Source organism: Geotalea toluenoxydans JCM 15764 (assembly GCF_001311985.1).
GTDB lineage: Bacteria > Desulfobacterota > Desulfuromonadia > Geobacterales > Geobacteraceae > Geotalea > Geotalea toluenoxydans.
In genome coordinates this window covers 24,511-45,236 of sequence record NZ_BBCJ01000028.1, presented here as the reverse complement: position 1 = coordinate 45,236, position 20,726 = coordinate 24,511, and the positions used below count along the sequence as shown (strand labels likewise).

At 52.8% G+C, this 20,726-nt stretch carries 21 protein-coding genes and 5 pseudogenes; 10 read left to right on the top strand and 16 right to left on the bottom strand.

Annotated features, from left to right (window positions below; translation table 11 throughout):
• Positions 1-28: 28 nt before the first annotated feature.
• From JCM15764_RS16570 to nadC, 8 genes and pseudogenes are all read right to left on the bottom strand, one after another.
• Positions 29-880: a hypothetical protein gene (locus JCM15764_RS16570; protein ID WP_054697710.1), complete on the bottom strand. Its 852-nt coding sequence runs from the start codon at positions 878-880 to the stop codon at positions 29-31.
• A 20-nt stretch (positions 881-900) separates the two neighbouring features.
• Positions 901-1,770: an SPOR domain-containing protein gene (locus JCM15764_RS27110; RefSeq protein WP_279384506.1), complete on the bottom strand. Its 870-nt coding sequence runs from the start codon at positions 1,768-1,770 to the stop codon at positions 901-903.
• 8 nt (positions 1,771-1,778) lie between these two features.
• The gene (locus JCM15764_RS16560) at positions 1,779-1,964 is read right to left on the bottom strand and encodes a hypothetical protein (protein WP_054697704.1); all 186 of its coding nucleotides are present in this window, start codon (positions 1,962-1,964) and stop codon (positions 1,779-1,781) included.
• Between the two features lie 20 nt (positions 1,965-1,984).
• Positions 1,985-4,077: pseudogene (gene fusA / locus JCM15764_RS16555) on the bottom strand (elongation factor G).
• A 64-nt stretch (positions 4,078-4,141) separates the two neighbouring features.
• Complete coding sequence (locus JCM15764_RS16550; RefSeq protein WP_054697701.1) at positions 4,142-4,912, bottom strand: type III pantothenate kinase; 771 nt, start codon at positions 4,910-4,912, stop codon at positions 4,142-4,144.
• Between the two features lie 10 nt (positions 4,913-4,922).
• Positions 4,923-5,024 carry a biotin protein ligase-related protein gene (locus JCM15764_RS30140; protein WP_439645320.1) on the bottom strand — a complete coding sequence of 34 codons (102 nt, stop codon included), beginning with the start codon at positions 5,022-5,024 and terminating at the stop codon, positions 4,923-4,925.
• Positions 5,021-5,932 (bottom strand): biotin--[acetyl-CoA-carboxylase] ligase, encoded by a 912-nt coding sequence (locus tag JCM15764_RS16545; protein WP_439645319.1) that lies wholly within the window; start codon positions 5,930-5,932, stop codon positions 5,021-5,023. The genes JCM15764_RS30140 and JCM15764_RS16545 overlap by 4 nt, the downstream gene beginning before the upstream one ends.
• A pseudogene (gene nadC, locus JCM15764_RS16540) lies at positions 5,929-6,758 on the bottom strand (carboxylating nicotinate-nucleotide diphosphorylase). Before nadC ends, JCM15764_RS16545 begins: the two are co-directional and overlap by 4 nt.
• A gap of 183 nt (positions 6,759-6,941) precedes the next feature.
• Here nadC and JCM15764_RS24595 point away from each other — a divergent pair.
• The 4 genes from JCM15764_RS24595 to JCM15764_RS16530 all read left to right on the top strand — a co-directional run bounded on the left by JCM15764_RS24595 (position 6,942) and on the right by JCM15764_RS16530 (position 8,780).
• Entirely contained in the window at positions 6,942-7,124 is a 183-nt protein-coding gene (locus tag JCM15764_RS24595) for a hypothetical protein (RefSeq protein ID WP_243689235.1), read from the top strand.
• The gene (locus JCM15764_RS24590) at positions 7,121-7,441 is read left to right on the top strand and encodes a hypothetical protein (RefSeq protein ID WP_243689234.1); all 321 of its coding nucleotides are present in this window, start codon (positions 7,121-7,123) and stop codon (positions 7,439-7,441) included. Before JCM15764_RS24595 ends, JCM15764_RS24590 begins: the two co-directional genes overlap by 4 nt.
• An 80-nt stretch (positions 7,442-7,521) precedes the next feature.
• Positions 7,522-8,268: a HAMP domain-containing protein gene (locus JCM15764_RS24585; RefSeq protein ID WP_243689233.1), complete on the top strand. Its 747-nt coding sequence runs from the start codon at positions 7,522-7,524 to the stop codon at positions 8,266-8,268.
• A 14-nt stretch (positions 8,269-8,282) separates the two neighbouring features.
• Positions 8,283-8,780, top strand: a complete 498-nt coding sequence (locus JCM15764_RS16530; RefSeq protein WP_243689232.1) for a tetratricopeptide repeat protein — start codon at positions 8,283-8,285, stop codon at positions 8,778-8,780.
• 4 nt (positions 8,781-8,784) lie between these two features.
• Here JCM15764_RS16530 and JCM15764_RS16525 read toward each other — a convergent pair whose 3' ends face one another.
• Positions 8,785-9,312, bottom strand: a complete 528-nt coding sequence (locus JCM15764_RS16525; protein ID WP_054697695.1) for a DUF4124 domain-containing protein — start codon at positions 9,310-9,312, stop codon at positions 8,785-8,787.
• Positions 9,313-9,443: 131 nt separating this feature from the next.
• On the opposite strand from JCM15764_RS16525, the pseudogene JCM15764_RS16520 reads away from it, so the two are divergent.
• The 3 genes and pseudogenes from JCM15764_RS16520 to JCM15764_RS24580 all read left to right on the top strand — a co-directional run bounded on the left by JCM15764_RS16520 (position 9,444) and on the right by JCM15764_RS24580 (position 11,824).
• Positions 9,444-10,465 (top strand): annotated as a pseudogene (locus JCM15764_RS16520) (cytochrome c3 family protein).
• 243 nt (positions 10,466-10,708) lie between these two features.
• The gene (locus JCM15764_RS16515) at positions 10,709-11,575 is read left to right on the top strand and encodes an AMIN domain-containing protein (RefSeq protein WP_054697692.1); all 867 of its coding nucleotides are present in this window, start codon (positions 10,709-10,711) and stop codon (positions 11,573-11,575) included.
• Between the two features lie 87 nt (positions 11,576-11,662).
• Positions 11,663-11,824 (top strand): hypothetical protein, encoded by a 162-nt coding sequence (locus JCM15764_RS24580; protein WP_012647460.1) that lies wholly within the window; start codon positions 11,663-11,665, stop codon positions 11,822-11,824.
• A gap of 207 nt (positions 11,825-12,031) precedes the next feature.
• Here the strand turns inward: JCM15764_RS24580 and JCM15764_RS16510 are convergent, their stop codons facing one another.
• A complete protein-coding gene (locus JCM15764_RS16510; RefSeq protein ID WP_054697689.1) occupies positions 12,032-13,084 on the bottom strand; it encodes an Ig-like domain-containing domain in 1,053 nt (350 codons plus the stop codon).
• Entirely contained in the window at positions 13,035-14,108 is a 1,074-nt protein-coding gene (locus JCM15764_RS16505) for a hypothetical protein (protein ID WP_054697685.1), read from the bottom strand. Before JCM15764_RS16505 ends, JCM15764_RS16510 begins: the two co-directional genes overlap by 50 nt.
• 396 nt (positions 14,109-14,504) lie before the next feature.
• Between JCM15764_RS16505 and JCM15764_RS16500 the strand changes: the two genes are divergently transcribed.
• Positions 14,505-15,179 (top strand): DUF2959 family protein, encoded by a 675-nt coding sequence (locus JCM15764_RS16500; RefSeq protein WP_054697682.1) that lies wholly within the window; start codon positions 14,505-14,507, stop codon positions 15,177-15,179.
• 420 nt (positions 15,180-15,599) lie between these two features.
• Here JCM15764_RS16500 and JCM15764_RS30135 read toward each other — a convergent pair.
• The 5 genes and pseudogenes from JCM15764_RS30135 to JCM15764_RS16480 all read right to left on the bottom strand — a co-directional run.
• Positions 15,600-16,004: pseudogene (locus JCM15764_RS30135) on the bottom strand (ribonuclease H family protein); the annotation flags it as partial.
• Between the two features lie 141 nt (positions 16,005-16,145).
• Positions 16,146-16,886: pseudogene (locus tag JCM15764_RS30130) on the bottom strand (5'-3' exonuclease); the annotation flags it as partial.
• Positions 16,887-16,924: 38 nt separating this feature from the next.
• Positions 16,925-17,140: a hypothetical protein gene (locus tag JCM15764_RS16490; protein ID WP_012647454.1), complete on the bottom strand. Its 216-nt coding sequence runs from the start codon at positions 17,138-17,140 to the stop codon at positions 16,925-16,927.
• A gap of 95 nt (positions 17,141-17,235) precedes the next feature.
• The gene (locus JCM15764_RS16485; RefSeq protein WP_054697677.1) at positions 17,236-18,483 is read right to left on the bottom strand and encodes a type II toxin-antitoxin system HipA family toxin; all 1,248 of its coding nucleotides are present in this window, start codon (positions 18,481-18,483) and stop codon (positions 17,236-17,238) included.
• On the bottom strand, positions 18,480-18,716 hold the full coding sequence (locus JCM15764_RS16480; RefSeq protein ID WP_054697674.1) for a helix-turn-helix domain-containing protein: 237 nt from the start codon (positions 18,714-18,716) through the stop codon (positions 18,480-18,482). The genes JCM15764_RS16485 and JCM15764_RS16480 overlap by 4 nt, the downstream gene beginning before the upstream one ends.
• Before the next feature lie 683 nt (positions 18,717-19,399).
• On the opposite strand from JCM15764_RS16480, the gene JCM15764_RS16475 reads away from it, so the two are divergent.
• Positions 19,400-19,648 carry a hypothetical protein gene (locus JCM15764_RS16475; protein ID WP_054697671.1) on the top strand — a complete coding sequence of 83 codons (249 nt, stop codon included), beginning with the start codon at positions 19,400-19,402 and terminating at the stop codon, positions 19,646-19,648.
• A 25-nt stretch (positions 19,649-19,673) separates the two neighbouring features.
• A complete protein-coding gene (locus tag JCM15764_RS16470) occupies positions 19,674-20,534 on the top strand; it encodes a L,D-transpeptidase (RefSeq protein ID WP_054697668.1) in 861 nt (286 codons plus the stop codon).
• Positions 20,535-20,726: the final 192 nt, after the last annotated feature.

Here is a 20,726-nt window from a genome sequence, read left to right as displayed (position 1 = left end):
ACGTCCTCCTAGCTTTTTTTGCTTTTATTCAGCAGAACCGGCGTGCCTGAGTGGCAATAACCGAGGATACATTCTTGCTTTTCGCCAGACCTGACAGGTCCTTTTCCGTCAGGGTTCCCATGAAGCGTAGGGCCACGGCCAATGGCGTCTTGGTGTTTTCCACCAGAGCCTTCTTGATCATGTAGTTCTTGGTCCATTCCTTATTGGCGCAGATAACACGCATGATCTCATCGTTTTGAATCTTCGACTTGGAGATGGCAAGTATTTCGGCTTCCGTAATGCGGGGATTTTTCACCACCGCACCGGAGACAAGCTTGTTGGAGTCTTTGATGAGAATGGAACGCCATTCCTTGTCACCTGTCAATGACATCTTTATCTTTTCCGAAACCCCCAACTGCTGGGACAGCTGGTATTTGGATTTAAATTCCTCATCTTCTTCGTTTATCACTTCGTCGTCAGCGGTCTCGGCGTCTTCATCCACATCACCGACACCCGGGCTGCCGCATTCTTCCATTCCCACCCGCCCCCGCAGATCCTGCACCCCCTTTCCCACGAGAAAGTCACAGGTAGCCTCGCTGCAATTGGGGTGTATGGTGATTTTTTCCGCAACAGCCAGTTTTGAAAAATGGAGCCGGGCGATCACATCGAGGATTTTTCCGTTTGTTTCCGAAAGTTGGACCACCTCATGGAGTACGGCCTCAGGCAGGTCTCGCAGGGACTTTAGTGCGGCTTGTTTTACTTCGGCATCATTGTCGTGGGTCAGGAAATAAAGGAGCACCACCATGTCTGAGGCACCAAGAGAGACTTGGCCGCGGGCTGCTTGCAGCTTGATTTCGCCAGGGGTATCGGGCCGTACATATGGAGCAGCTGCGGCTGACATTCTCAAGGTGATTTTTTGGGTCACCTTTTGGTCGACACTTTGCCGGATTTGACCACAGCCAGCTTGATTCCGCTCTTCTTCAGCCTGTCGGCTGCCTTGCGGGCATCATCCTGGCTGGGGAAGCTGCCGGCGGTAATGTAGGTGACCGGGATCTTCACCTGGGTCTTTTTCATCACCAGCCGCAACCCTTTATCGAAAAGCCGGTCCTGCTCAATGGCTGCACGGGCTTCCTTTAGATACGAACCTGCATAGATAACATACTTGCCGCCCTCCTGAATGATAAAGGCATCGGGAGCCTTGGCACGGAGTTGTTCCAGGTCGACGCCCGCAGATTCACGGTCGGGATACTCGGCGTAAAAGAGCCTGTTCATGGGCTCCTGCTTCATGGCGGTATGCCGTACTACAGGCTTCAGGCCCGCCTTTTTCAGCTTTGCCTCCACGGCACCTGCATCCTTGGCGAAAACGATTTCCCCGGTTTTCAGACTGAAAGCACCGGCGATTTTTTTGGCCGTCGGCTGTTGCTGCTTTTCCACGGCGGGAGCAGCAGTTTTTCCTGCAACAGTCGTCGGCTTGCCAGTAGGAGCAGCGACTTTGTCTGTCGTCTTGGCCGGAGCAGCATCTTTGGCTGTCTTTTTGCCGCCTGGCTTTTCAGTAACTGCAGCAGCCTGTTTGCCGGGAGCCGTCGGTACAACAGGTGCAGGGTTTTTTGCGATTTTCACCGGTTCAGGTTTGGCCGGAGTCTGCACTGGAGACGGCTTCTGTCCACCGGCAGTCTGAGCAGGGACAGGAGATGCAGGTGCAGAAGCAGGAGCAGGAGCAGGAGCTGCCGCGGAATTGGGTTGTTCAGGTTTAGCAGCTGCCGGCGTTTGTTCGGCCTGCCGGGGCGGCATCGGCTTTTTCACCTGGGCAGCCTGTGGCTGCTGGGGCGTGGGCGTTCTTCACGGGGCTTGATCAATCCGGTGAAAAAATAGACGTATCCGCCGACCGCAACCAGCAGCAACAGGACAAGAAGCTGGGCCTGGCTTTTACCTTTTGATCCCTTAAGTTCGGTTTCCTCTGAATCCGCTGAAAACTGCTTGGACATTGTAACAATTCCTCCTCATGCTAATGGTTCGCGTGTTTTTGGTTTGCTGCAGACTCGCTGATAATTTTCTGGGCCAGATGCCCCGGCACCTCTTCGTAATGGGAAAATTCAGTTGTAAAAAGGCCGCGGTCGCTGGTCATGGACCGCAGATCCGACGAATAGGCAAGCACTTCGGACATGGGCACTACAGCCCTGATAATCTGCGAATTGGCTTTCGGCTCCACCCCGACGACCTTGCCGCGTCTCGAATTCAGGTCACCGATGACATCGCCCATGGTCTCTTCCGGTACCGTGATCTTCATATTCATGATCGGTTCGAGCAATACCGGTTTAGCCGTTTCCATGGCTTTTTTCAGGGCAAGGGAGCCGGCAACCTTGAAGGCCATCTCCGATGAATCCACCGTGTGAAAAGAGCGTCATAGAGAGCAGCCTTGAAATCGACCAGGGGGTATCCGGCAAGGAAGCCCTCCTGGGAAGCCTCGAAAATGCCTTTTTCCACAGCTGGAATATACTGGCGAGGAACGACACCCCCAACTATTTTATCCTCAAAGAGGAAGCCTTCTCCACGGGGCAGCGGGCTGAACTCGACCCAGCAGTCCCCATACTGGCCACGCCCACCCGACTGCTTCTTGTATTTGCCCTGGACCTTGGCAGTCCCTTTGAATGTCTCCAAGTAAGGCACCTTGGGCGTCTTCAGCTCAACATCGACACTGAATTTGCGTTTCAGCTTCTCTACGGTGACCTCAAGGTGCACCTGCCCCATGCCTGATATGACCAGCTCGCGGGTCTTTTCATCACGGTGGACCTCAAGGGTCTGGTCCTCTTCCATGAGTCTCTGCAGGGCGCCGTGAATCTTGTCTTCGTCGTTTTTGGTCTTGGGCAGAATGGCATAGGAAATGACCGGTTGCAAGGGTTTTGCAGGTTCATAGACTATGGGTTTATCAGGATCACAGAGGGTGTCGCCGGTCAGGGTATCCTTGAGTTTCGATACGGCAACGATATCCCCGGCAACAGCCTGTTTGATCGGCTTTTGCTTCTTCCCCTCCAGTTCGTATATCTGACCGATCCGCTCGGTACAATCCCGGGTAGAATTAAAGACGGCGGAATCGGAGTTGAGCGTGCCGGAATAAACCCTGAAAACGGTGATTTTTCCGGTGTAGGGATCGGAAGTCGTCTTGAAAACCAGGGCGGAAAAGGGTTCATTCTCGTCGGGAGAACGCTCTACCACATCGCCGGTTTTCGGATTGGTCCCAACTATGCTGCCTCGATCCAGTGGCGAAGGCAGACAGTTGCAGATATAATCCAGAAGCTGGCCTATGCCGATGTTCATCACAGCGGAGCCGCATAGAACTGGGGTAAAGGTGTAGCGAAGGGTACCGACCCGCAAACCGTCGATTATCTCTTCCTCTGTCAATTCACCCGCCTCAAGGTATTTCTCGGTGAGGGAATCGTAGGCCTCGGCAACAGTCTCCACCATTTGCTCCCTGAGCCTCTTTGCCTCGTCCAGATATTCGGCGGGAATTTCTCCCTCGGTGAACTTGCCTGACAGGTCCTTTTCATACCGATAGGCCTTCATCTTTACCAGGTCAATGACGCCGCTGAAATTATCCTCCGCCCCCATGGGCAACTGGATCGCAACGCCTTTAACCCCGAGCACCTTTTCCATATCATCGATGGCGCGAAAAAAGCTGGCTCGCTCCCGGTCCATCTTGTTGACAAATGCTATACGCGGTATTTCGAATTCATCGGCCCACTCCCACACTTCTTCCGTCTGAACCTTGACCCCGGAAATGGCTGACAGGATCAGGACCGCCCCACCGAGGGCCCGCATGCAGGAACGGGTATCGGCAATAAAATTGCCGTAGCCGGGAGTATCGACGATATGGATGGAATACCCATTCCATTCACAGTGATTGAGGGATGAGGAAATAGTGATCTTGCGCTTGATCTCCTCCGGTTCGAAATCCATTGTGGAGGTACCGTCGTCAACCCTGCCCAGTCGGTCAATCATGCCCGCATTGAAAAGGATCGCTTCAGTTAAAGAGGTTTTTCCGGCCCCGCCGTGAGCGACAATACCAAGGTTTCTCAACTTTGCAGTGTCATACTTTCCCATACGCCCCCCTTATTAAATAGGTAAATGTTAAAGTCGAGGCCGCAGGGAAACTGCAGTACCTCCCTTAACTCTCCCGGTTTCTCTGGTACAGTATCCGCAGTCCCTCCAGGGTCAAATACTCGTCCACTTCCTCGATGGTAGTGGATTCCGGCGCGATCAGTCCGGCAAGCCCCCCGGTGGCGATAACCTTCGGATTTTCCTTACCCTCCCCCTTCATCCTGGTCACGATTCCGTCAACCAGCCCCACATAACCGTAAAAAATGCCAGCCTGCATGGAGTTGACGGTATTTTTAGCAACTATTGCCGGTGGTTTTGTAATCTCCACTCGAGGCAGTTTGCTCGCTTTCTGAAACAGCGCTTCCATTGATATCATGAGACCGGGGGCAATGGCCCCGCCGCAGTACTCACCCCGCTTGTTCACATAATCAAAGGTGGTGGCAGTGCCGAAATCGACAATGATCAAGGCAGTGTGGTGTTTTTCGTACCCGGCGACGGCATTGACTATGCGGTCGGCTCCCACTTCCTTGGGATTGTCGTAGTGGATGGACATGCCGGTCTTGATGCCGGGCCCGACGACATACGGCTTAAACCCGAAGTACTGCTGGGAAAGCTTCTCCAGTACACAGGTCAGAGTCGGCACGACAGAAGAGATAATTATATCGGTAATGCGGGAAAAATCGATCCCTGCCAATCGGAAAAGCTCATGTATCAGGATGCCGTATTCGTCAGTAGTCTTTGATTTATCCGTAGATACGCGCCAGTCCTTGACAAGGCTGTCTCCGTCATAGATTCCCAGAACAATATTACTGTTGCCAACGTCAATTACAAGAAGCACATTTCCCCCATTACAGCAGCGTCACATCCCCGGAAAGAATACGTTCCTCCCGGCCGTCCAGATCGAGCAGCAGTGCGCCCATATCGTCAATTCCTTTTATAACTCCCGTCATAGTCCGATCCTGGCAGTCAATCCGGGCCTTGCGCCCGTATAACTGGGAGCGCGACAGCCATTCCTCCTGACCGGCCCGTACCCCCGCTGGAGATAGACATCATAGAGGTCATCAAGTTCCTTGAGCAGCGTACGGATGAACCGGTTTCGATCCAGCTCTGCTCCGCTTTCGATGTACAGCGAACTGGCAGGATGACGGAGGTCTGTCGGAAACTGCTCCTGACGCATGTTGATGTTGATGCCGATGCCGAGCACGACAAAATTCACCTTTTCCGTTTCCGCGCTCATCTCGTTAAGGAGGCCGGCAATCTTCCTGCCGTTGATCAGGATGTCATTGGGCCATTTAATCCATGCCTTGAGGCTGGTTGAAAGCTCTATGGCCCTGGCTACGGCGACCACGGAGAGAAAGGTCAGCTGAGATGCGGCTACAGGCGGCATCGATGGCCTGAGCACTACCGAGCAATAGAGGTTGACCCCTTTGGGGGATGCCCATGACCGGCCAAGCCTCCCCTTGCCCCGGGTCTGGGCATCGGCAATGACCACCGTTCCTTCGGCGGTACCTTCTTCGGCCAGCCTGAAGGTAACATTGTTGGTGGAGTCAGTCTCTTCGAGGCAGATTATTCTTTTGCCGATCCGTTTGGTCGGAAGTCCTGCAGCTATTTCTTCGGCTACAAGACGCTCCGGAGAGGATACCATGCGATATCCCCTGGCCGGGACCGCAAGGACGGTGTAGCCAAGTCTGCGCAGGTCCTTGATGTGCTTCCAGACGGCCGTTCGGGAGATGCCGAGCATGCTGCTCAATTCTTCGCCAGAGATCACATCCCCTTTCCTGTCCCTGAATATCTGAAGGATTCGCCGGTTGAAGGTCTGTTTATCCAGGTCTGCGGTCTGGAGCTTTGTCCCTTTCAACACCCCTCCATGAGCATGGAAATATCCATGGCCCGCACCGAATGGGTCAGTGCACCGACAGAGATGATATCAACGCCGGTTTCGGCAATCTGCCTGACCGTGGACAAATTAACCCCGCCGGAGGCTTCGGTCAGAACCCTGCCACCGATCATGGCAACCGCCTCACGCATGGTCGCCACATCCATGTTGTCGAGCATGATGATGTCGGCACCCGCTGCAAGAGCTTCGGTCACCTCGGTGAGGTTCTCCGTTTCCACTTCGATCTTCAATGTGTGGGGAATATAGGCCCTGGCACGATTGATCGCTTCGGTAATGCCGCCGGCAGCTGCAATATGATTTTCCTTGATCAGAATTCCGTCATAAAGACCGGTGCGGTGATTAATACCGCCGCCGATCCTGACGGCGTATTTTTCCAGAATTCTCAGCCCCGGGGTCGTTTTGCGCGTATCCACCACTCGTGCGCCGGTCCCCTGGACAGCTTCCACATAGGCAGCAGTCTGGGTTGCCACTCCGCACATGCGCTGCAAAAGATTAAGGCAACCCGCTCCCCCTGGAGGAGAAAGGAAGCGTCGCCGGAGATCTCCGCCAGTGTGGCCCCTTTCTCGATACGGGAACCGTCGGCGAAATGTGCATCGAAGGTAATGGAATTGTCGAGAATGTGAAAGACACGGGCGGCTACCTTGATACCGGCCAGGACCAGATTCTCCTTGGCTTTCAGCGTGGCACGCATTGCCCTGTTTTCACGCATCACAGCCTGGGTGGTAAGATCGCCGGTATGAATATCCTCCATCAGGGCGTTTTCTATTATCCTGTCCAGACCGATCATTGCCGTCTCCCATTTATTTATTTAAGTGGCTTTTTATAACACAGCTATACACCACTCGCAACCGCTAATACATGGCAGTTACATGCCCTAAGCCGATTATCTCAATCCAATCGGCTCTCAACAGCAATTATGCCAAGCTAATGATTTGACTAAAACAGGGCATTGCAATAGAATGGCCAAGCCATGGTCAATCAGCTCATGAAAATTAAATCATTTTCACCAAAACTGACCCTTGTTCAAAGGCTGGTTGCCGGTTATGCGGCAATGGCTTTTTTTACTGCCGCAGCAATCGCTTTCGCCATTATCGGTCTTTTTTCCGTGCACAATATAGCCACCGAGATTGCCAGAAGGATCTGGCCATATTGAATGCAACGAGCAAACTGCGGGAAACGATGCAGGCCCAGGAAAGATATGCCGCAAAGTATCAGATACTGAAAAGCCCCGAATTCACGGATATGTTTCGTGGGCGGGAACTGGAGTTTCTTGATCTGTTGCAAAAACTGGCAAAAAGCAGGCAGCAGCCGGATGTTGACCCTCTGATAAAGAGCTATGAAGAGTATAGAATAAATGCCGACCGGCTGTTTTCGGGTAATGATAACCCGGAGGCGCTCAAAAGCTCTACCGCTCAATCTTCAACGCCATCGACCTCATTTATAACAATACAAAGGACCAGCTCAGGGTAAAGCTGGAGGCGGCAGACGAAAAGGAAAAATTCACCATCGCCTGGACCATTGCCCTCTCTTTCACAGGATTTGCATTGGCGATGGCCGTAGCCAGCCTCTTCATCTATAATGTCTCCACCGCCATCAGAAGGCTGAAGACGGCAACCCACAAGATCGCAGAAGGGGATTTCGATTACGACCCGAAGATAAAGGCAGATGATGAAATCGGTGAGCTGGCAAGGGATTTTATCAATATGGCGGCGAGACTCAAGGTACTGGAACAGATGAGCCTGGACGCCAGTCCGCTGACCAGGCTGCCGGGCAATATAGCCATAGAAGGCATTCTGAATAAAAGGCTGCAGGAAGACGTGCCCTTTGCCGTATGCTATGCTGATCTGGACAATCTGAAGGCCTATAACGACCATTACGGCTATATAAAAGCAAGCGAAGTCATCAAAAAGGCCGGTGAGATCATTTACGAGGCGGTAAAGGCGAAGGCGGAAGACAGTGCGTTTGTCGGTCACATCGGCGGCGACGACTTCGTCATGGTCGTTGCCATGGAAAATTCGGTTCCCGTTTGCGAGGCAGTCATCAAGATGTTCGACGAAGAGATTCGCAACCACTACACACCGGAGGATCTGGCCAGAGGGGCGATCGATGCGATGGATCGCTATGGAGTGCCGCGCACCTTTCCGATCATGACCATTTCCATTGCCATAACCATATGCCGAAAAGGGGAGTTTGACTCTGCCGTGGCCATTGCCAAAGCCGCCGCCGAAATCAAGGATTACGTCAAATCAATGCCGGGGAGTAATTACCTGATAAATCGGCGCAAGGTCAAAAGATGAAGAAGATACTATTCATGATGTTTTTGATACTGAGCGGCTGCGCCACCGGCAGGGAAGGAAGCGGAGTCCTGCACCACGGTCGGGACAGCAGCCTTGCACAGGCAGTGAAGCTGTATGATGAAGGAAAAGAACATGAAGCGGAAAAATGGCTCAGAGAGGTGGTCTCAAAGGAAGGGGTAGCGGGAGTAACCGACGAAGCCCTGTTTCGCCTGAGCCTGATACAGTTGAAAGCCGGCATTGTCAGGGAGGACATGGAGCAGTCCTTGAAAAGGCTGGAAACACTGCAACGGGATTATCCATCCAGTCCATGGACGCGGTTGTCCGTGCCGCTTGTGGCCGTCATCAAAGAGGCCCAACGCCAGAACAGGGAGATCAGGGCGTTGGGCAGGGAAATACCCGGTCTGAAGGGACACAACCTCTCACTGATAAAGGAAAACAAGGAACTGCGTAAGACCATTGAGCAGCTGAAACATCTGGATATGGAACTGGAAAAGAAACCGAGGCGGCGTTAGAAGGTTACTGCCGCCACTCCAGAGGAACCCCTGCCCTTCCCGCCTCAGCGTCCAGATCTCGAAGTCTCTGTTCCAACTCCTTGATCCGCGTTTCATCCCGTTCAATCTCGGCATATTGGTCATAATAAGCAGTTCGGTCACTGCCTCGCCCATAAGTGGCCTTTTTTCGCCTCAGGGTAGCCAGTTTTTCCTTCTTTGCCACAAGCCCGCGTTCGACCTGCTTTTTCTCCTCACGCAATCCACTGAAACGGGACCGCCACACCCCTTCGTCTTCACGGACGGGTGCCCTGTCGACAGTATCTCCACTATCCGGCTGTTTGCCTGGCTGAACAGTTGAAGGGGTGACGGTGACCGAACCATTGACCGATTCTCTCTCCCTCACCTTGTTCAAATATTTCGAGGGTATTTTGTCGGCATTGTCGGTGAAATGAACGACCCCCTTGTCGTCCACCCACTGGTAAACTGCAGCCTGTGATTGTGATGCCGGCATCCAAAGGCAGACGGACATCAGGACAATAAAAACGATCTTCATGCGTAACCCCCGGATAGAAGCTCAGGCAGCCTGTCTGCATGAGTACAATAGTATTGACGATTTACAAGTCAGAGTGTATAGTCAAAAACCTCAATTTCAAATAAAAAAAATTTCTCATAAAGGAGTGCATCATGCAGCTTCGCCTCACCCTCCTGGCATTTCTCTTTCTTTTGGCCACCCCGCTTTTCAGTCAGGCAAAGGAAACCAAAGACGTCCAGTTCAAGTTTGACAATGCCGACCCGGTCGTATTCAGTCACGACATTCATTTGAAACAATACAACAACAACTGCAGAATTTGCCACAATGCCATCTTTGACCTGAGAAAGCGCCGCCACTTCACCATGGCCGAAATGGAAAAAACGAAGTCCTGCGGCGCCTGCCATTCCGGCGTCAAGACCTTCAGCGTTGCCGATGAAAAATCCTGCGACCGCTGTCACAAAGGAAAACCACGCAATATAACCTACAAGGTCAAAGGTGCCACAGACGCAGCTTTCAGCCACAATTCCCACCTTAAATCGCTGGGGGGAAAATGCAAAAGCTGCCACAACGGCAAGGTCATAACCGGCAAAGAAGGTCGTGTGACCATGGCGCAGATGGAAAAAGGCAAAACCTGCGGCGCATGCCACAACGGCAGCAAAGCCTTCACTGTTGCCGGCAACTGCGGTAACTGCCACAAGGGTATGACTCCGAAAGAGCTAACCTTCAAAACAAAGGGTATAAGTGCTGCATCCTTCAGCCATAAAGTCCACACCGGAATGTTCAGCTGCAAGGATTGTCACACCAAGGTTTTTCCATACAAGGCCGGTGCAAAACACTTCACCATGGAAGACATGGAGAAGGGAAAATCCTGCGGGGCATGTCACAACGGCAAGGAAGCCTTCTCCTCCAGCAGTGATTGCGACAAGTGCCACAAAGGGTTCAAGCCTGGCAACATTACCTTCAAGACCGACTCTGGGGACGCAACTTTCAGTCATGATTTCCATCTGGGCATGTACAAATGTATAGATTGTCACACCAAGGTTTTCCCCTATAAGGCCGGTGCAAAGCACGCACCATGGGCCAGATGGAAAACGGCGCATCCTGCGGCGCATGCCACAATGCCAAGGATGCCTTCTCGGTAGCAGGAGACTGCGAGAAATGCCACAAAATGTAAAAGTAAAACCATAAAGCCCCTTGAAAGAACAAGGCGAAGCTCCGGCTTCGCCTTTTCTGTATCATCGTTGGCTATTACAGTTACACTAATTTAATGTATTGGAGAATTCATCATGCAAAACTTCTGGTCCCTTTGTTTGGTGTGGATGTTTCTCGTATTTTCCGCCTTAACGGCACTGCTCTCGCCAAATCCAATCCTACCCTACAGGACGTGCGTGTCTCAGGACCAGGTTCTGGCGCCCATATGGAAATCATCGCCGACAGTCCCCTCACCTACACCTATTACCGCATGCCGGACCTGCTTAAGGTTGTTATCGACCTGGCCCTCGTTGATCCTGGCCAGGTAAGCCCCGTCATCTCCAGTTCCGGTCTCATATCCAAAATAACCGTTGAGAAAAAAGAGGTAACAACCTTTTCCCTGACCAGAATCGTGATCAATCTGGAATCGGATGCCGATTTTTCGGTTCATCCCGATGCAGGCGACAGGTCCAGGTTGATGATCAGCTTCAGGCCCAGGAACAGTGCGGCAGTGACCGGGAATACGGAAGATAGCCACCCAGAACAGATGCACGATAAAATACAGGAATACTCTGCCGCGGCCCCTGTCGGAGCCCCTGACACCGCTACCCCCGTGTCAGTCCCTGCCCCTGTCCCCGCCCCGACACCGGTCTCCCAGCCGCTGGCAGCGGCAATACCCGGTTCTGCCGTCGAAAAAGGCTCCGCAGCACCGGCTCCGGAGCCACTGAAAACCATACTAGCTGACAAACGCATGCTGCAGCCGGTCGTGCCGCAGCCCAATCCGTCCCGCACCATCAATGGGATCCGCATCAATAACAATAGCCTGGAAATTGTGGCCAATTCACGGCTGGATGACTACAAAGCCTTTACCCTGATCAATCCGGCCCGGCTTGTAATAGATGTGCCCATGAGCAAAACTCCTCTGGCAGCGAAGGAAATCCCCTTGCGACGCTTTGGGCTGTCAAAGGCACGGGTCGGTAATTACCCAGACAAGGTCCGCATGGTTTTCGACGCTGACGGAAGCAATTTCCCCTCCTACAGAATTGACCGGAATGACAAGGGCTTGGCCATAGTCTTTCCGGCAAAGAAGTGAAAAATGAAGGTACGAATCGGCTGCTGGCGGCCTTGACAAGATGCTCCGGGATGATTAACTTATCTTTATAATCTCACGGAGGTGACAATGAAGGCGCTTTATCCCCTAGATCTCGTCCAGGAACAGATTCAGTTGTTAAAGAAAAAGCTGCGAACTGCAGGAAGTATTCAGGAGAAAAACAGATTGTTCAGGAGGCTGGTGAATCTTCTCGGCGTTATGGAGTTTCTACTTGCCATGAATAAACATTAGGGACCGCTTCGGTCTTATGGGGGGCAGAGATTGACCTTTTGCAGGTCATCCCGCCCCCCTTTCATTTCCTGCCGATGAAACTCAAGATGCTAACGACAAAAGATCATACAGATTCACACCAAAAGGCCCATACAAGAAAATCTTGTATGGGCCTTTTTTCAGGTTGCAGTTCAAATTAAAGCCCTGGTGAACCGTCAACGTGTAAATCTAGCGTCTGCCGGTGGTGAAGCTGAAGCTACTGGCGGCACTGTTGTTACCCGCAGCATCGATGACGGCACCGGCCGGAACGGTAACCGTGTAGGTAGCCGTCTTGCCAAGCAATTTGACAGGCTTGATGGTAACAGTGTTGCCCGAAACGGTATTTAAGGTCGCAATCTTGGTCAAGCCCCGCATGAGAGCGACGCCGGCAAATGCCCCTCCCGTTGATATATCTTCACTGAAGATGATAGTAATGCTTGAGGCGATGGGGACGTTGACGGCATTGGCAGCAGGATTCATGCTGCCGATGAAGGGAGCGGTTTTGTCGATGGTAAAGGTTACGCTCTTCACTGCTTCGACGTTTCCGGCCAAATCAACCGAGCGGTAGTATATCGTGGTGGTGCTGTCGGTTTGGATATCGACGGTAGCAACATAGGCAGTCCAGGTAGTTTGATCAACGCTGTATTCTGTCCTGGCAATACCCGATGCTGTGTCGATGCCGCTTAGTGCCACTTTTACGGCAGAGGTGTACAAACCATTAGTGCCCAGGGTTCCAGAGACGGCGGCAGTCGTAACCGGAGCAGCCTGATCTATGGACACGGCAATGGATTTTGTAGCCTCGGTGTTGTTATTTGTGTCCACAGACCGATAGTAAACGGTGGTGACGCCGCTGGCAGTTATGTTGAGCGGAGCGGTGTAGACCGTCCAGTTAACGCCGTCCGGGCTGTATTCGGTTCTGGCGATCCCCGATGAGTTATCGGTTGCCGATAGGGCCACCTGAACCGCCGATGTGAACCAGCCGTTTTGCCCGACATAACCATTGAGCACAGGGGTGGTCACAGGGGGAACGGTGTCGAGATTGACGGTGATGGTTCGGGCCGTTTCCACATTATCGGCGTTATCGATTGCATAATAGCTGACGGTGTTGGTTACCCCAGGAACGAGCTGAATGGTTGCAGCACCGGAAGCCTCAACGACTTCGGCCTCCCCGTTGAGAGAGTAATGGAGAGCTTTAACTCCGAAATCGTAATCTAAAGCCTGCAGACTTACCTTCTGCGGCAATGTCAGGATACGCGGAGGTAACAGGAGGAGTAATCGGGGTCAGGATCACCCCCGCTGCGATCTGTCCATAGGCGTTGATGCCGCTTGCAGTCGAAATCGTCGGTGTTCCGGCCGGGACCAGGTCATTGAGGTTATAGAGCTTGCGCCCATCAGTAACAAAACCGTAGTTCAACCCATTGATAGTAGGGTTATAGGCACCGTATCCCACGGCCAGCCCCGCCTCGTTGACTGCTTCCGCCCTGATGTAGGAACCGCCGAAATTGCCCAGATCCACCTCCATCCCGTTTTTCGAATAAAACATGTGCTCGTACCTGGTGCCGGTAACGGAATCAAGCACCGAGCGATTCCCCACGGTCACTCCGTTATCATTTATGACGGGGTAAAAGTAGGGCACCTGGGAAAAGATATTGCTCCGTATGACATAACCCTTTGAAGAGTAGTTTGCATCCCAGTACCAGCCGGAAACATCCCCCTTGTTGGTAATGGTTCGCGGGCCATTATAGCCCACGCCGGGAATCATCGCCGAAAGGTTGGTACTGGTCGCGTTAACCGTGTCGAAAAGAACCGAGTAGCTGAGCCAGCCACTGTACTCGGCAGTAGCAATGACCTTTCCCGAATCGTTAATGCCTTCGGGTCTGACAATCCATGAAGGGGAGTACCATGGTGCCGTGTTGAGCTGGGTAAGATTCCCGTTGGAGTAAATGTAGGTGACGGGACTCTGGTAGCCACCAAAGACAAGAGCCTGGCCGGCGTTGTTCAGACCGACACCGATGCACGGCTGCACCGGCGTATAGATACTTATGACATTGCCTTTGTCATAGAAACGGCAGTCACTGGAAAGCACCTGTCCTGCGTCGTTGATTGCGATTGCACTGAAATCCAGGTTCGTCACCTTGTAGCTTGCCGGTACGGTAAGCCCAGATATGTTGCCGAAGACAGGTGTACCTGCCTCGCCCTGCCCGGCTGCCCCACAAAGCAATGCAACAACCACAGCCATGAATATCTTGAATCTTTGTTTTCCCATCAGTGCTTCCTCCGTGTGTTCATTAAGAAATAGTCAATAACACCGCCCCCTTGATAACAAAAAGGATTACTAATTTCAAGTAATTTATTAATAAATTCTTTATGGTCAAATAATAAGGAGATGGCATTGGTCACTAAAAGGATGGGAAGAAGCGGAATCCGGATTAACCGGCAATAAATGGAAGGCCATAATGGAACAGCAAAAAGTTCAAGGCCCGATTGCAAGGCCTTTCGTCCTTCATGCAAGTCATTACTCCAGGCTGAAATGTTGCAGACGGCGCCCATGATGCTAAAGTATAATTAATTACAATTAATTCAGGCAACATTCGATTAAAGCATCACATGGTCCACGTTCATTGCATCAACCACCACCACAATCACAAAAAGGGAGGTCACAATGAAAGTCAAAGCCCGGTTCGGAATCATCGTCACAACACTGCTCCTCGGAACCACCGCGTGCCTGAACGGCTGCGCAACGATGGGAATGGGCAAGACCGAAGCCACAAAGACAACCGCCAAGGTTGAAACCGCAGAAACCGGCTTGAAACAGACTCTTGCCCAGGTGGACGCAACTCAGGCTTCGCTGAATAGCCTCATCGAGCCAAGTCAGGCCGACGTAAAGAACAAATTCGAGGCCTATTCAGCCGATGTGGAAAAGACGGAGAAGATGGCAAAGCAGTTGGAGAAAGACCAGGCTAAAATGCAGGAACAACAAAGGGAATATCTTGCCGAGTGGGAAAAGAAAGAAAGGACCTATACCGATCCTAGTCTTAGAGAGGCCAGTGGCCAGCGCCGTGCCGCGTTGAACAGCGCTTATAGCGAAGTACCCAAGGCGAGCACGCAATTTCAGGATGCGCTCAATGGCTACCTGTCCCAAGTCAAACAGATACAGACTCAGCTTTCACTCGACCTCACCAACAAGGGAATCGAATCAATTACTCCTGCCGCCCAGAAGGCACTTAGTGATGGTGGAAGGCTCAAGGATACGGCAGAGCCTGTCATAACCGCAATGGAACGTGTAATGTCCGAGATGGCTCGCGAAGGTAGTGGGGCCGCGGCGGGCGGGCAATAACTGCAGCTTGAAGGAAGCCTGAAGACACTTCATAAAAGCGGAGCAGACAGCGGGTCCGTCTGCTCCGCAGTAGCACCCGCGGATAGTGCCATGCATGACGTGACAGGTATTAAATAAAGGACCTGGACCAGTTGCCGGCAGGATCAGCGGGTGCGGAAGGTTATTCGCCGTCAACCACGTGATCATTTGCTGCATTTGCTGCTTCAGGGCAGCCAGCTACTCTATCGGCTGAGCTATGGGACCCCGTGCCCATCAGCAGAGCAGCAGCTGACCATCGGCATCGGCATCGTATTCCGTTTCTCCGGTAGCCGCAAGGGGCACCGGCTGGACAGGAGCTGCCGGCACCGGCAGCACCGTTTCCTCTTTCGGTATGTCCTCGACAGCAATTGCCGGCACCTCGGGCGCTACCCCATGTGCTGCCGCCCGTTTCGCCAGCCTGTCGCACCGCTCGTTGAAGGGGTGCCCGGCATGGCCCGGCAGCCACTCGCAGGCCACCTGATGCTTGCCCGACAGGAGTGCCAGCTGCTGCCACAGGTCTTGATTTTTCAGGGCGTCCGGCGTCTCCAGACGTCCGGTGCGGATCCAGCCCTGCAGCCATTCGTTCATCCCCCGCACCAGGTACTGGGAATCGCTGAAAAGACGCACCTTCCGCGGACTGTGCAATGCTTCCAGCCCCCTGATCGCCGCGATCAGTTCCATCCGCTGGGAGGTGGTGGCGGCTTCGAAACCGCTCAGCTCCTTCTCATGCTCCCCATAGCGCAGGATCACTCCATAGCCGCCGGGCCCCGAGTCCCTTCCCGAACCGTCGCTGTAAAGCTCCACCACACCCGGCGGCGGCGGGGTGAAGGCAACCTCCAGGGCAGCAAAGCCCAGCTCACGCAGCAGGGGAATTAGAACCGGGAGTTCCGGGGTCCGCCGCTGCAGGTCGGCCAGGGACACCTGCAGGGGGACGTCGTAGCGAACCGTTGCCAGCCGTTTCGACAACCGGGCCTGATCGGCGTAGGCATGGAGACTTTCCCGGCGCGCCTTGCCGCTGACGAGGCTTTTCCACTCCAGGACTCCTTCCAGAGAGCCGAAGCGCCGCACCAGCGTGGCAGCAGTCTTTTCCCCGATGCCGGGGACCCCCGGGATATTGTCCGCGGTGTCGCCGGCAAGTCCCAACACATCCGCCACCTGCTCCGGCGTGACGCCGAAGCGTTCCAGGACCTCCTCGGGTCCGGAACGCTTGTCGTTCATGGTGTCCAGAAGGCCGATCCGCTCCTCCACGATCTGCAGCAGATCCTTGTCGCCGGTGACCACCGTCACCCGGATACCTTCCGAGGCAAAGCGACGCGCCAGGGTGGCAATGACATCGTCGGCCTCAAAGCCGGGCGCTTCCAGTGCAGGAATGTTGAGGGCCTGCACCATCTTCCTGATGTAGGGGATCTGGGGCACCAGATCCTCAGGCATGGCGTCCCGGTGGGCTTTGTAGAGGGGATAGATTTCCCGGCGGAAGGTATCCTCCCGGGGAGGATCGAAGACGACGGCCACATAATCGGGGCGATTTTCCTGAAGGAGGGCCAGGAGCATCCTGGTGAAACCGAAGACGGCATTGGTCGCCATGCCGCCCGAGGTGGCAAGGTCCCGGATGCCATAATAGGCGCGGTAGATGTAACTGGAGCCATCCAGTAAATAGAGCTGCGGCGGCTGGTTCACCTTCTCTCCCATCACTTTCTTGTTTTCGTTTTGAAAGCTTGAGCTGCCGATTATCTGCGGGTGGATTCCAGGAGGGGCTTGATGAATCTGTCGAAGATCTCCTGCTGCTTTGCCGTGAACAGGTCGGTGTTGCCCTCGTTGTCCAAGAGAAAGGTGGCGACGCCCATGACGGTTCTCGGCAGAAAACCGGTACCGGCAACGGCTTTTTCGATTTCATCGGTGCGGCTGGCCAAAAGTCGGCGCAGCACGCGCGTGTTGACGTTCATTTCTGATCTCCTGCAGACAGGGGGATTGTTCTTTTTTGCAGGGGGGAGTGTACCGACAGTAGCCGGTCTTGTCAACGTGGAAGGGGTCCCTTCTGCTATGCAATCTGCTTGATGGAATCCGCACACTGCCCGGCAATAAGTTCCATCAGCCGATAGAGCGTGTCGCAACGGAATTGCTCGAACTCTCCCTTGAAGAGAGGCAGACGGGCAGTCACTATCCTTTGCGACAAATCTTTCAACCTGGTCAAAACCAATTTCGGCTTAATCCCCACTTCTTCGGCGAATAGTTCCCAATGCTTTCTGCGAATTGCATGCGGGTCGCTCTCACCGCCGATTTTCATGGCCAGTCCCTCTGCTAGGCCATACGGGGCGTAGACCCGAGTTGACAGCAGATCATAAAAAGGTGCTAAACGTGGTCCTTCAGACAACAGCAGCAGGGAGATATTCTTGCCATGGGAATCGGAATTGCCGATCAGATAGTTGAATAGCACCCAGTTTACCAAGGAAAGCACATCCTTCCCTGAACTGGTACTGTTTGCCCGTAGAAGGTTAAAACAAGCAGACAGCGACGGACCTCCCTCAGTTTCATACTTGAATTCCGGGGGAACATTGAGTGCCTGACAGAAGTCCTCCTGATGCAATCGCCGGATAGCATCACCGGCAACCTCGCGGTCGAAACGCTTCACAACGAAAACCTGCAAATCCTCGTGCTGATGGATAAATGATGGTGGCACATTCAATCCCACGGCTCGGGCCAGTGCCATGCAGTATGCCTCATTTTCGACCGTACCGGGCAGGTCATCAATGGCTGGCTTGATGATGTAGTTGCTCGGTGCGGTACCGTAGCCGAGATGATACTGTTGCCCGTCGTAGTAAATCGGGAGCTTTTTCTGGGCTCCGGCCAACGAGAGTCGGAGGCCCTTTTCTCCGGCCAGAAGCGGACGCTGCGGTAACTCCTTGATAATGGTGTTCAGTTCGTCAAGAGAGAGCGCACGATATGAGGCTGATTGCGGCAAGGTCTCTTCTGTTTCTGGGTGAAGAGAAACTGCTCCAGCGCAATCGCCACCGATTCGTTCCAGCAGCCCATAATCATTGTTGAATGAAACTCCCAGATTGCGGGCGATCAAGGTCCGCATTTTCTCTTCCGGTAGAAGATTCGCAAAAAAAGAATGGGATTGATCATCCAGGTATGGTTCTGTCCGTAACGGCAGAGATAACGACAAAGGGATACGAAATCGTTCCAGCCAAGTGCTGTCATAGCTGAAACAGAAGTTCTTCCGTTCGTCCAACCATAAACGCCCAACGACATTGTTATCAATCCTGACGACAAGAGCGGTTGTCATTTACTCTCTCCGGATACTCCCCAGGATCGGGTGTCAGCTGTAAGCTCGATGCCCAAGCAATGAAGAACCTGCAGCACCTTGTTCAGTCTGACCGTTTCCTTGCCGTTCTCAAGGGAGGACAGAAAAACGTAGCTCACCCCACAGACCGCCGCTGCCTGTTCCAGGGTAAGGTCATCCTCTTTTCGCTTCTGTTTGATGATCCGTCCGATATCCCCAGCGTTGGAAATTTTCATGGCAACCCCAATATTTATGATCGTATATATTGTGGTCGTTATCGGTGAAAATCAAGTAAAATTATATACGAACGTATATAATTGTTCATGTTCGACCTAGTGAATTATCGTATAAAGCCCACTCGTTGACAATGCCGCTGTAGAAATTGCGGAAATTCTGGTAGCCGTGGGGGTAAGGGGGAATTTCGCACTCACACCTTCAGCCGCCGCAGTCCTCTGGAGGTGCACGTCTGGCGTGCATTTATATGATTTTGGATTTCAAAGAAGAGCTATTTGATTGATTTTCTTGTAGTTATGCACAAGCAGGTAAGTATCCGTATGTTGCCAACAATCACATTATATCATTATAATCTTAACGCACACACATTTATATTGACACGGAATTTCAATAACTTACACCCTCTGCCTATCTCTTGTGCAGACTGTAAAAGTACCTGAGGAAACGTATACTTTTTTACCCTTATCCACAGATGAAGGCAAGTTATCCACAATTGCTGTGGATGATGCTGCTTCCGCTCTAAACGGTCAGCTCAATCTGTCAGATCCGTATGATGAATAAAGCCCGAAGCACTCGGCCAGATCAGTGTAAACCTGCTTTTTATCGATATAATTATCATATCGGGACTTCCGCTCCCGCTTCCATGCACGCCTGTTTCGGCAAATTGCAATGCCAGGGGGGAACAATGCTGTCGCAAAAGGATTATGAAGCGTTTCACGCGGTGGTGCATAGCAGCAGGCTTTCGTCCGATGAATTCGAGATCGGCACCGTTGATTATGTTGACCGTTTGGAAAGGCTCTATCCCGATTTCACCAGGGTCTCTATCGTTTATAAACCGACCCGCGTCATGAAAAACTACGTTGCCGGCTGCCTTTCATACTGGATATGCATGTTTGAACAGGATGTGGAAGGAGGAGCATTCAAGGTCATTTGAATCCGCTGGACAGGAGGGTTCAGGCATGATGATGCCATCCGGTGAAACGATGCGCAGGGTCTTCAGTACCGGGCTTGTACTGTGGATTATCTTCTTCTTTGCCGCTGCCTTTGCCGCCGGAGAGGAGAAAAAGCTTTCTCCCTGCGAAATCAGCTATCCCAGCGATGTGCTGATTCCATGGACCTGCCATAGGCTGAAGAAAAACGAAAGCCTGGAGAGTCTCTTCGGCGACCGGTGGCAGAGTGTCGCCCGGTTCAACCGCATAGACCGGCGCCACGCCCTGCCGGGCACCAGACTGAAAATCCCGTTGAGATTGGAGGATGTAGAGGATTTTGCCCCGGTTCCAGCTGAACTGGCGTACGAAGCCTCGGATAAGGACCCGAAATTCATTCTCATCGACCTGACAGAGCAGTTCCTTGGTGCCTATGAAAACGGCGTGCTGATCTTTTCATCCCCCATCGCTTCGGGAAAGAGTGATTTCATCACCCCTCCGGGAGAGTTCCGCATCGACGCCTATAGCGGCAGACACGAATCGTCCCTCTATACAATCGAAGATGAGGACATTCCCTATCCCATGCACTACGGTCTGCGATTCCTGGTGAACGAGGAGGGTATCGAATACTGGATCCATGGCCGCGACATGCCCGGCTATCCTGCTTCCCACGGCTGTGTGGGGCTCTACGATGAGGATATGCAGAAGGAATACTATGACTTTCCTGACTATCCGCTGATGGATACGGCCAGGAAACTGTTCGAATGGGCAATATCCCCCAATCATGACGTAGACGGGAAATTGCACTCCTTGAAAAGGGGACCACGGGTCCTCATCTTTGGAGAGCCTCCCGGAGGAGCGGACGGACCGCCGAACATGGCCCCCGGCCCCTGAATATTTACCAGATTGACACGGGTTTGGGAGTGATCGCCCCCTTAATCATTAGGGTTCATTGAGGATTCCCCGCTTTTATTGTAATTAAAAGACCAATATTTTAGGTGCGTGGTGTATGGTGGACGAGGAATTTTAAAAAACATACTGCGTACCCCCTTTCACTGCCTGTAATATCTTCACACAGATCAGCGA

Bases quoted from the DNA above. Each gene is read 5' to 3' on its own strand.
- JCM15764_RS16470 (WP_054697668.1), top strand. From the start codon at position 19,674: ATGATGATGCCATCCGGTGAAACGATGCGCAGGGTCTTCAGTACCGGG.
- JCM15764_RS16485 (WP_054697677.1), bottom strand. From the start codon at position 18,483: ATGACAACCGCTCTTGTCGTCAGGATTGATAACAATGTCGTTGGGCGT.
- JCM15764_RS24580 (WP_012647460.1), top strand. From the start codon at position 11,663: ATGAAGGCGCTTTATCCCCTAGATCTCGTCCAGGAACAGATTCAGTTG.
- JCM15764_RS16570 (WP_054697710.1), bottom strand. From the start codon at position 880: ATGTCAGCCGCAGCTGCTCCATATGTACGGCCCGATACCCCTGGCGAA.
- JCM15764_RS24595 (WP_243689235.1), top strand. From the start codon at position 6,942: ATGGTCAATCAGCTCATGAAAATTAAATCATTTTCACCAAAACTGACC.
- JCM15764_RS16500 (WP_054697682.1), top strand. From the start codon at position 14,505: ATGAAAGTCAAAGCCCGGTTCGGAATCATCGTCACAACACTGCTCCTC.
- JCM15764_RS16475 (WP_054697671.1), top strand. From the start codon at position 19,400: ATGCTGTCGCAAAAGGATTATGAAGCGTTTCACGCGGTGGTGCATAGC.
- JCM15764_RS16490 (WP_012647454.1), bottom strand. From the start codon at position 17,140: ATGAACGTCAACACGCGCGTGCTGCGCCGACTTTTGGCCAGCCGCACC.
- JCM15764_RS30140 (WP_439645320.1), bottom strand. From the start codon at position 5,024: ATGACGGGAGTTATAAAAGGAATTGACGATATGGGCGCACTGCTGCTC.
- JCM15764_RS16525 (WP_054697695.1), bottom strand. From the start codon at position 9,312: ATGAAGATCGTTTTTATTGTCCTGATGTCCGTCTGCCTTTGGATGCCG.
- JCM15764_RS16480 (WP_054697674.1), bottom strand. From the start codon at position 18,716: ATGAAAATTTCCAACGCTGGGGATATCGGACGGATCATCAAACAGAAG.
- JCM15764_RS27110 (WP_279384506.1), bottom strand. From the start codon at position 1,770: ATGCCGCCCCGGCAGGCCGAACAAACGCCGGCAGCTGCTAAACCTGAA.
- JCM15764_RS16530 (WP_243689232.1), top strand. From the start codon at position 8,283: ATGATGTTTTTGATACTGAGCGGCTGCGCCACCGGCAGGGAAGGAAGC.
- JCM15764_RS24585 (WP_243689233.1), top strand. From the start codon at position 7,522: ATGGCCGTAGCCAGCCTCTTCATCTATAATGTCTCCACCGCCATCAGA.
- JCM15764_RS16560 (WP_054697704.1), bottom strand. From the start codon at position 1,964: ATGTCCAAGCAGTTTTCAGCGGATTCAGAGGAAACCGAACTTAAGGGA.
- JCM15764_RS16515 (WP_054697692.1), top strand. From the start codon at position 10,709: ATGGAAATCATCGCCGACAGTCCCCTCACCTACACCTATTACCGCATG.
- JCM15764_RS16505 (WP_054697685.1), bottom strand. From the start codon at position 14,108: ATGGGAAAACAAAGATTCAAGATATTCATGGCTGTGGTTGTTGCATTG.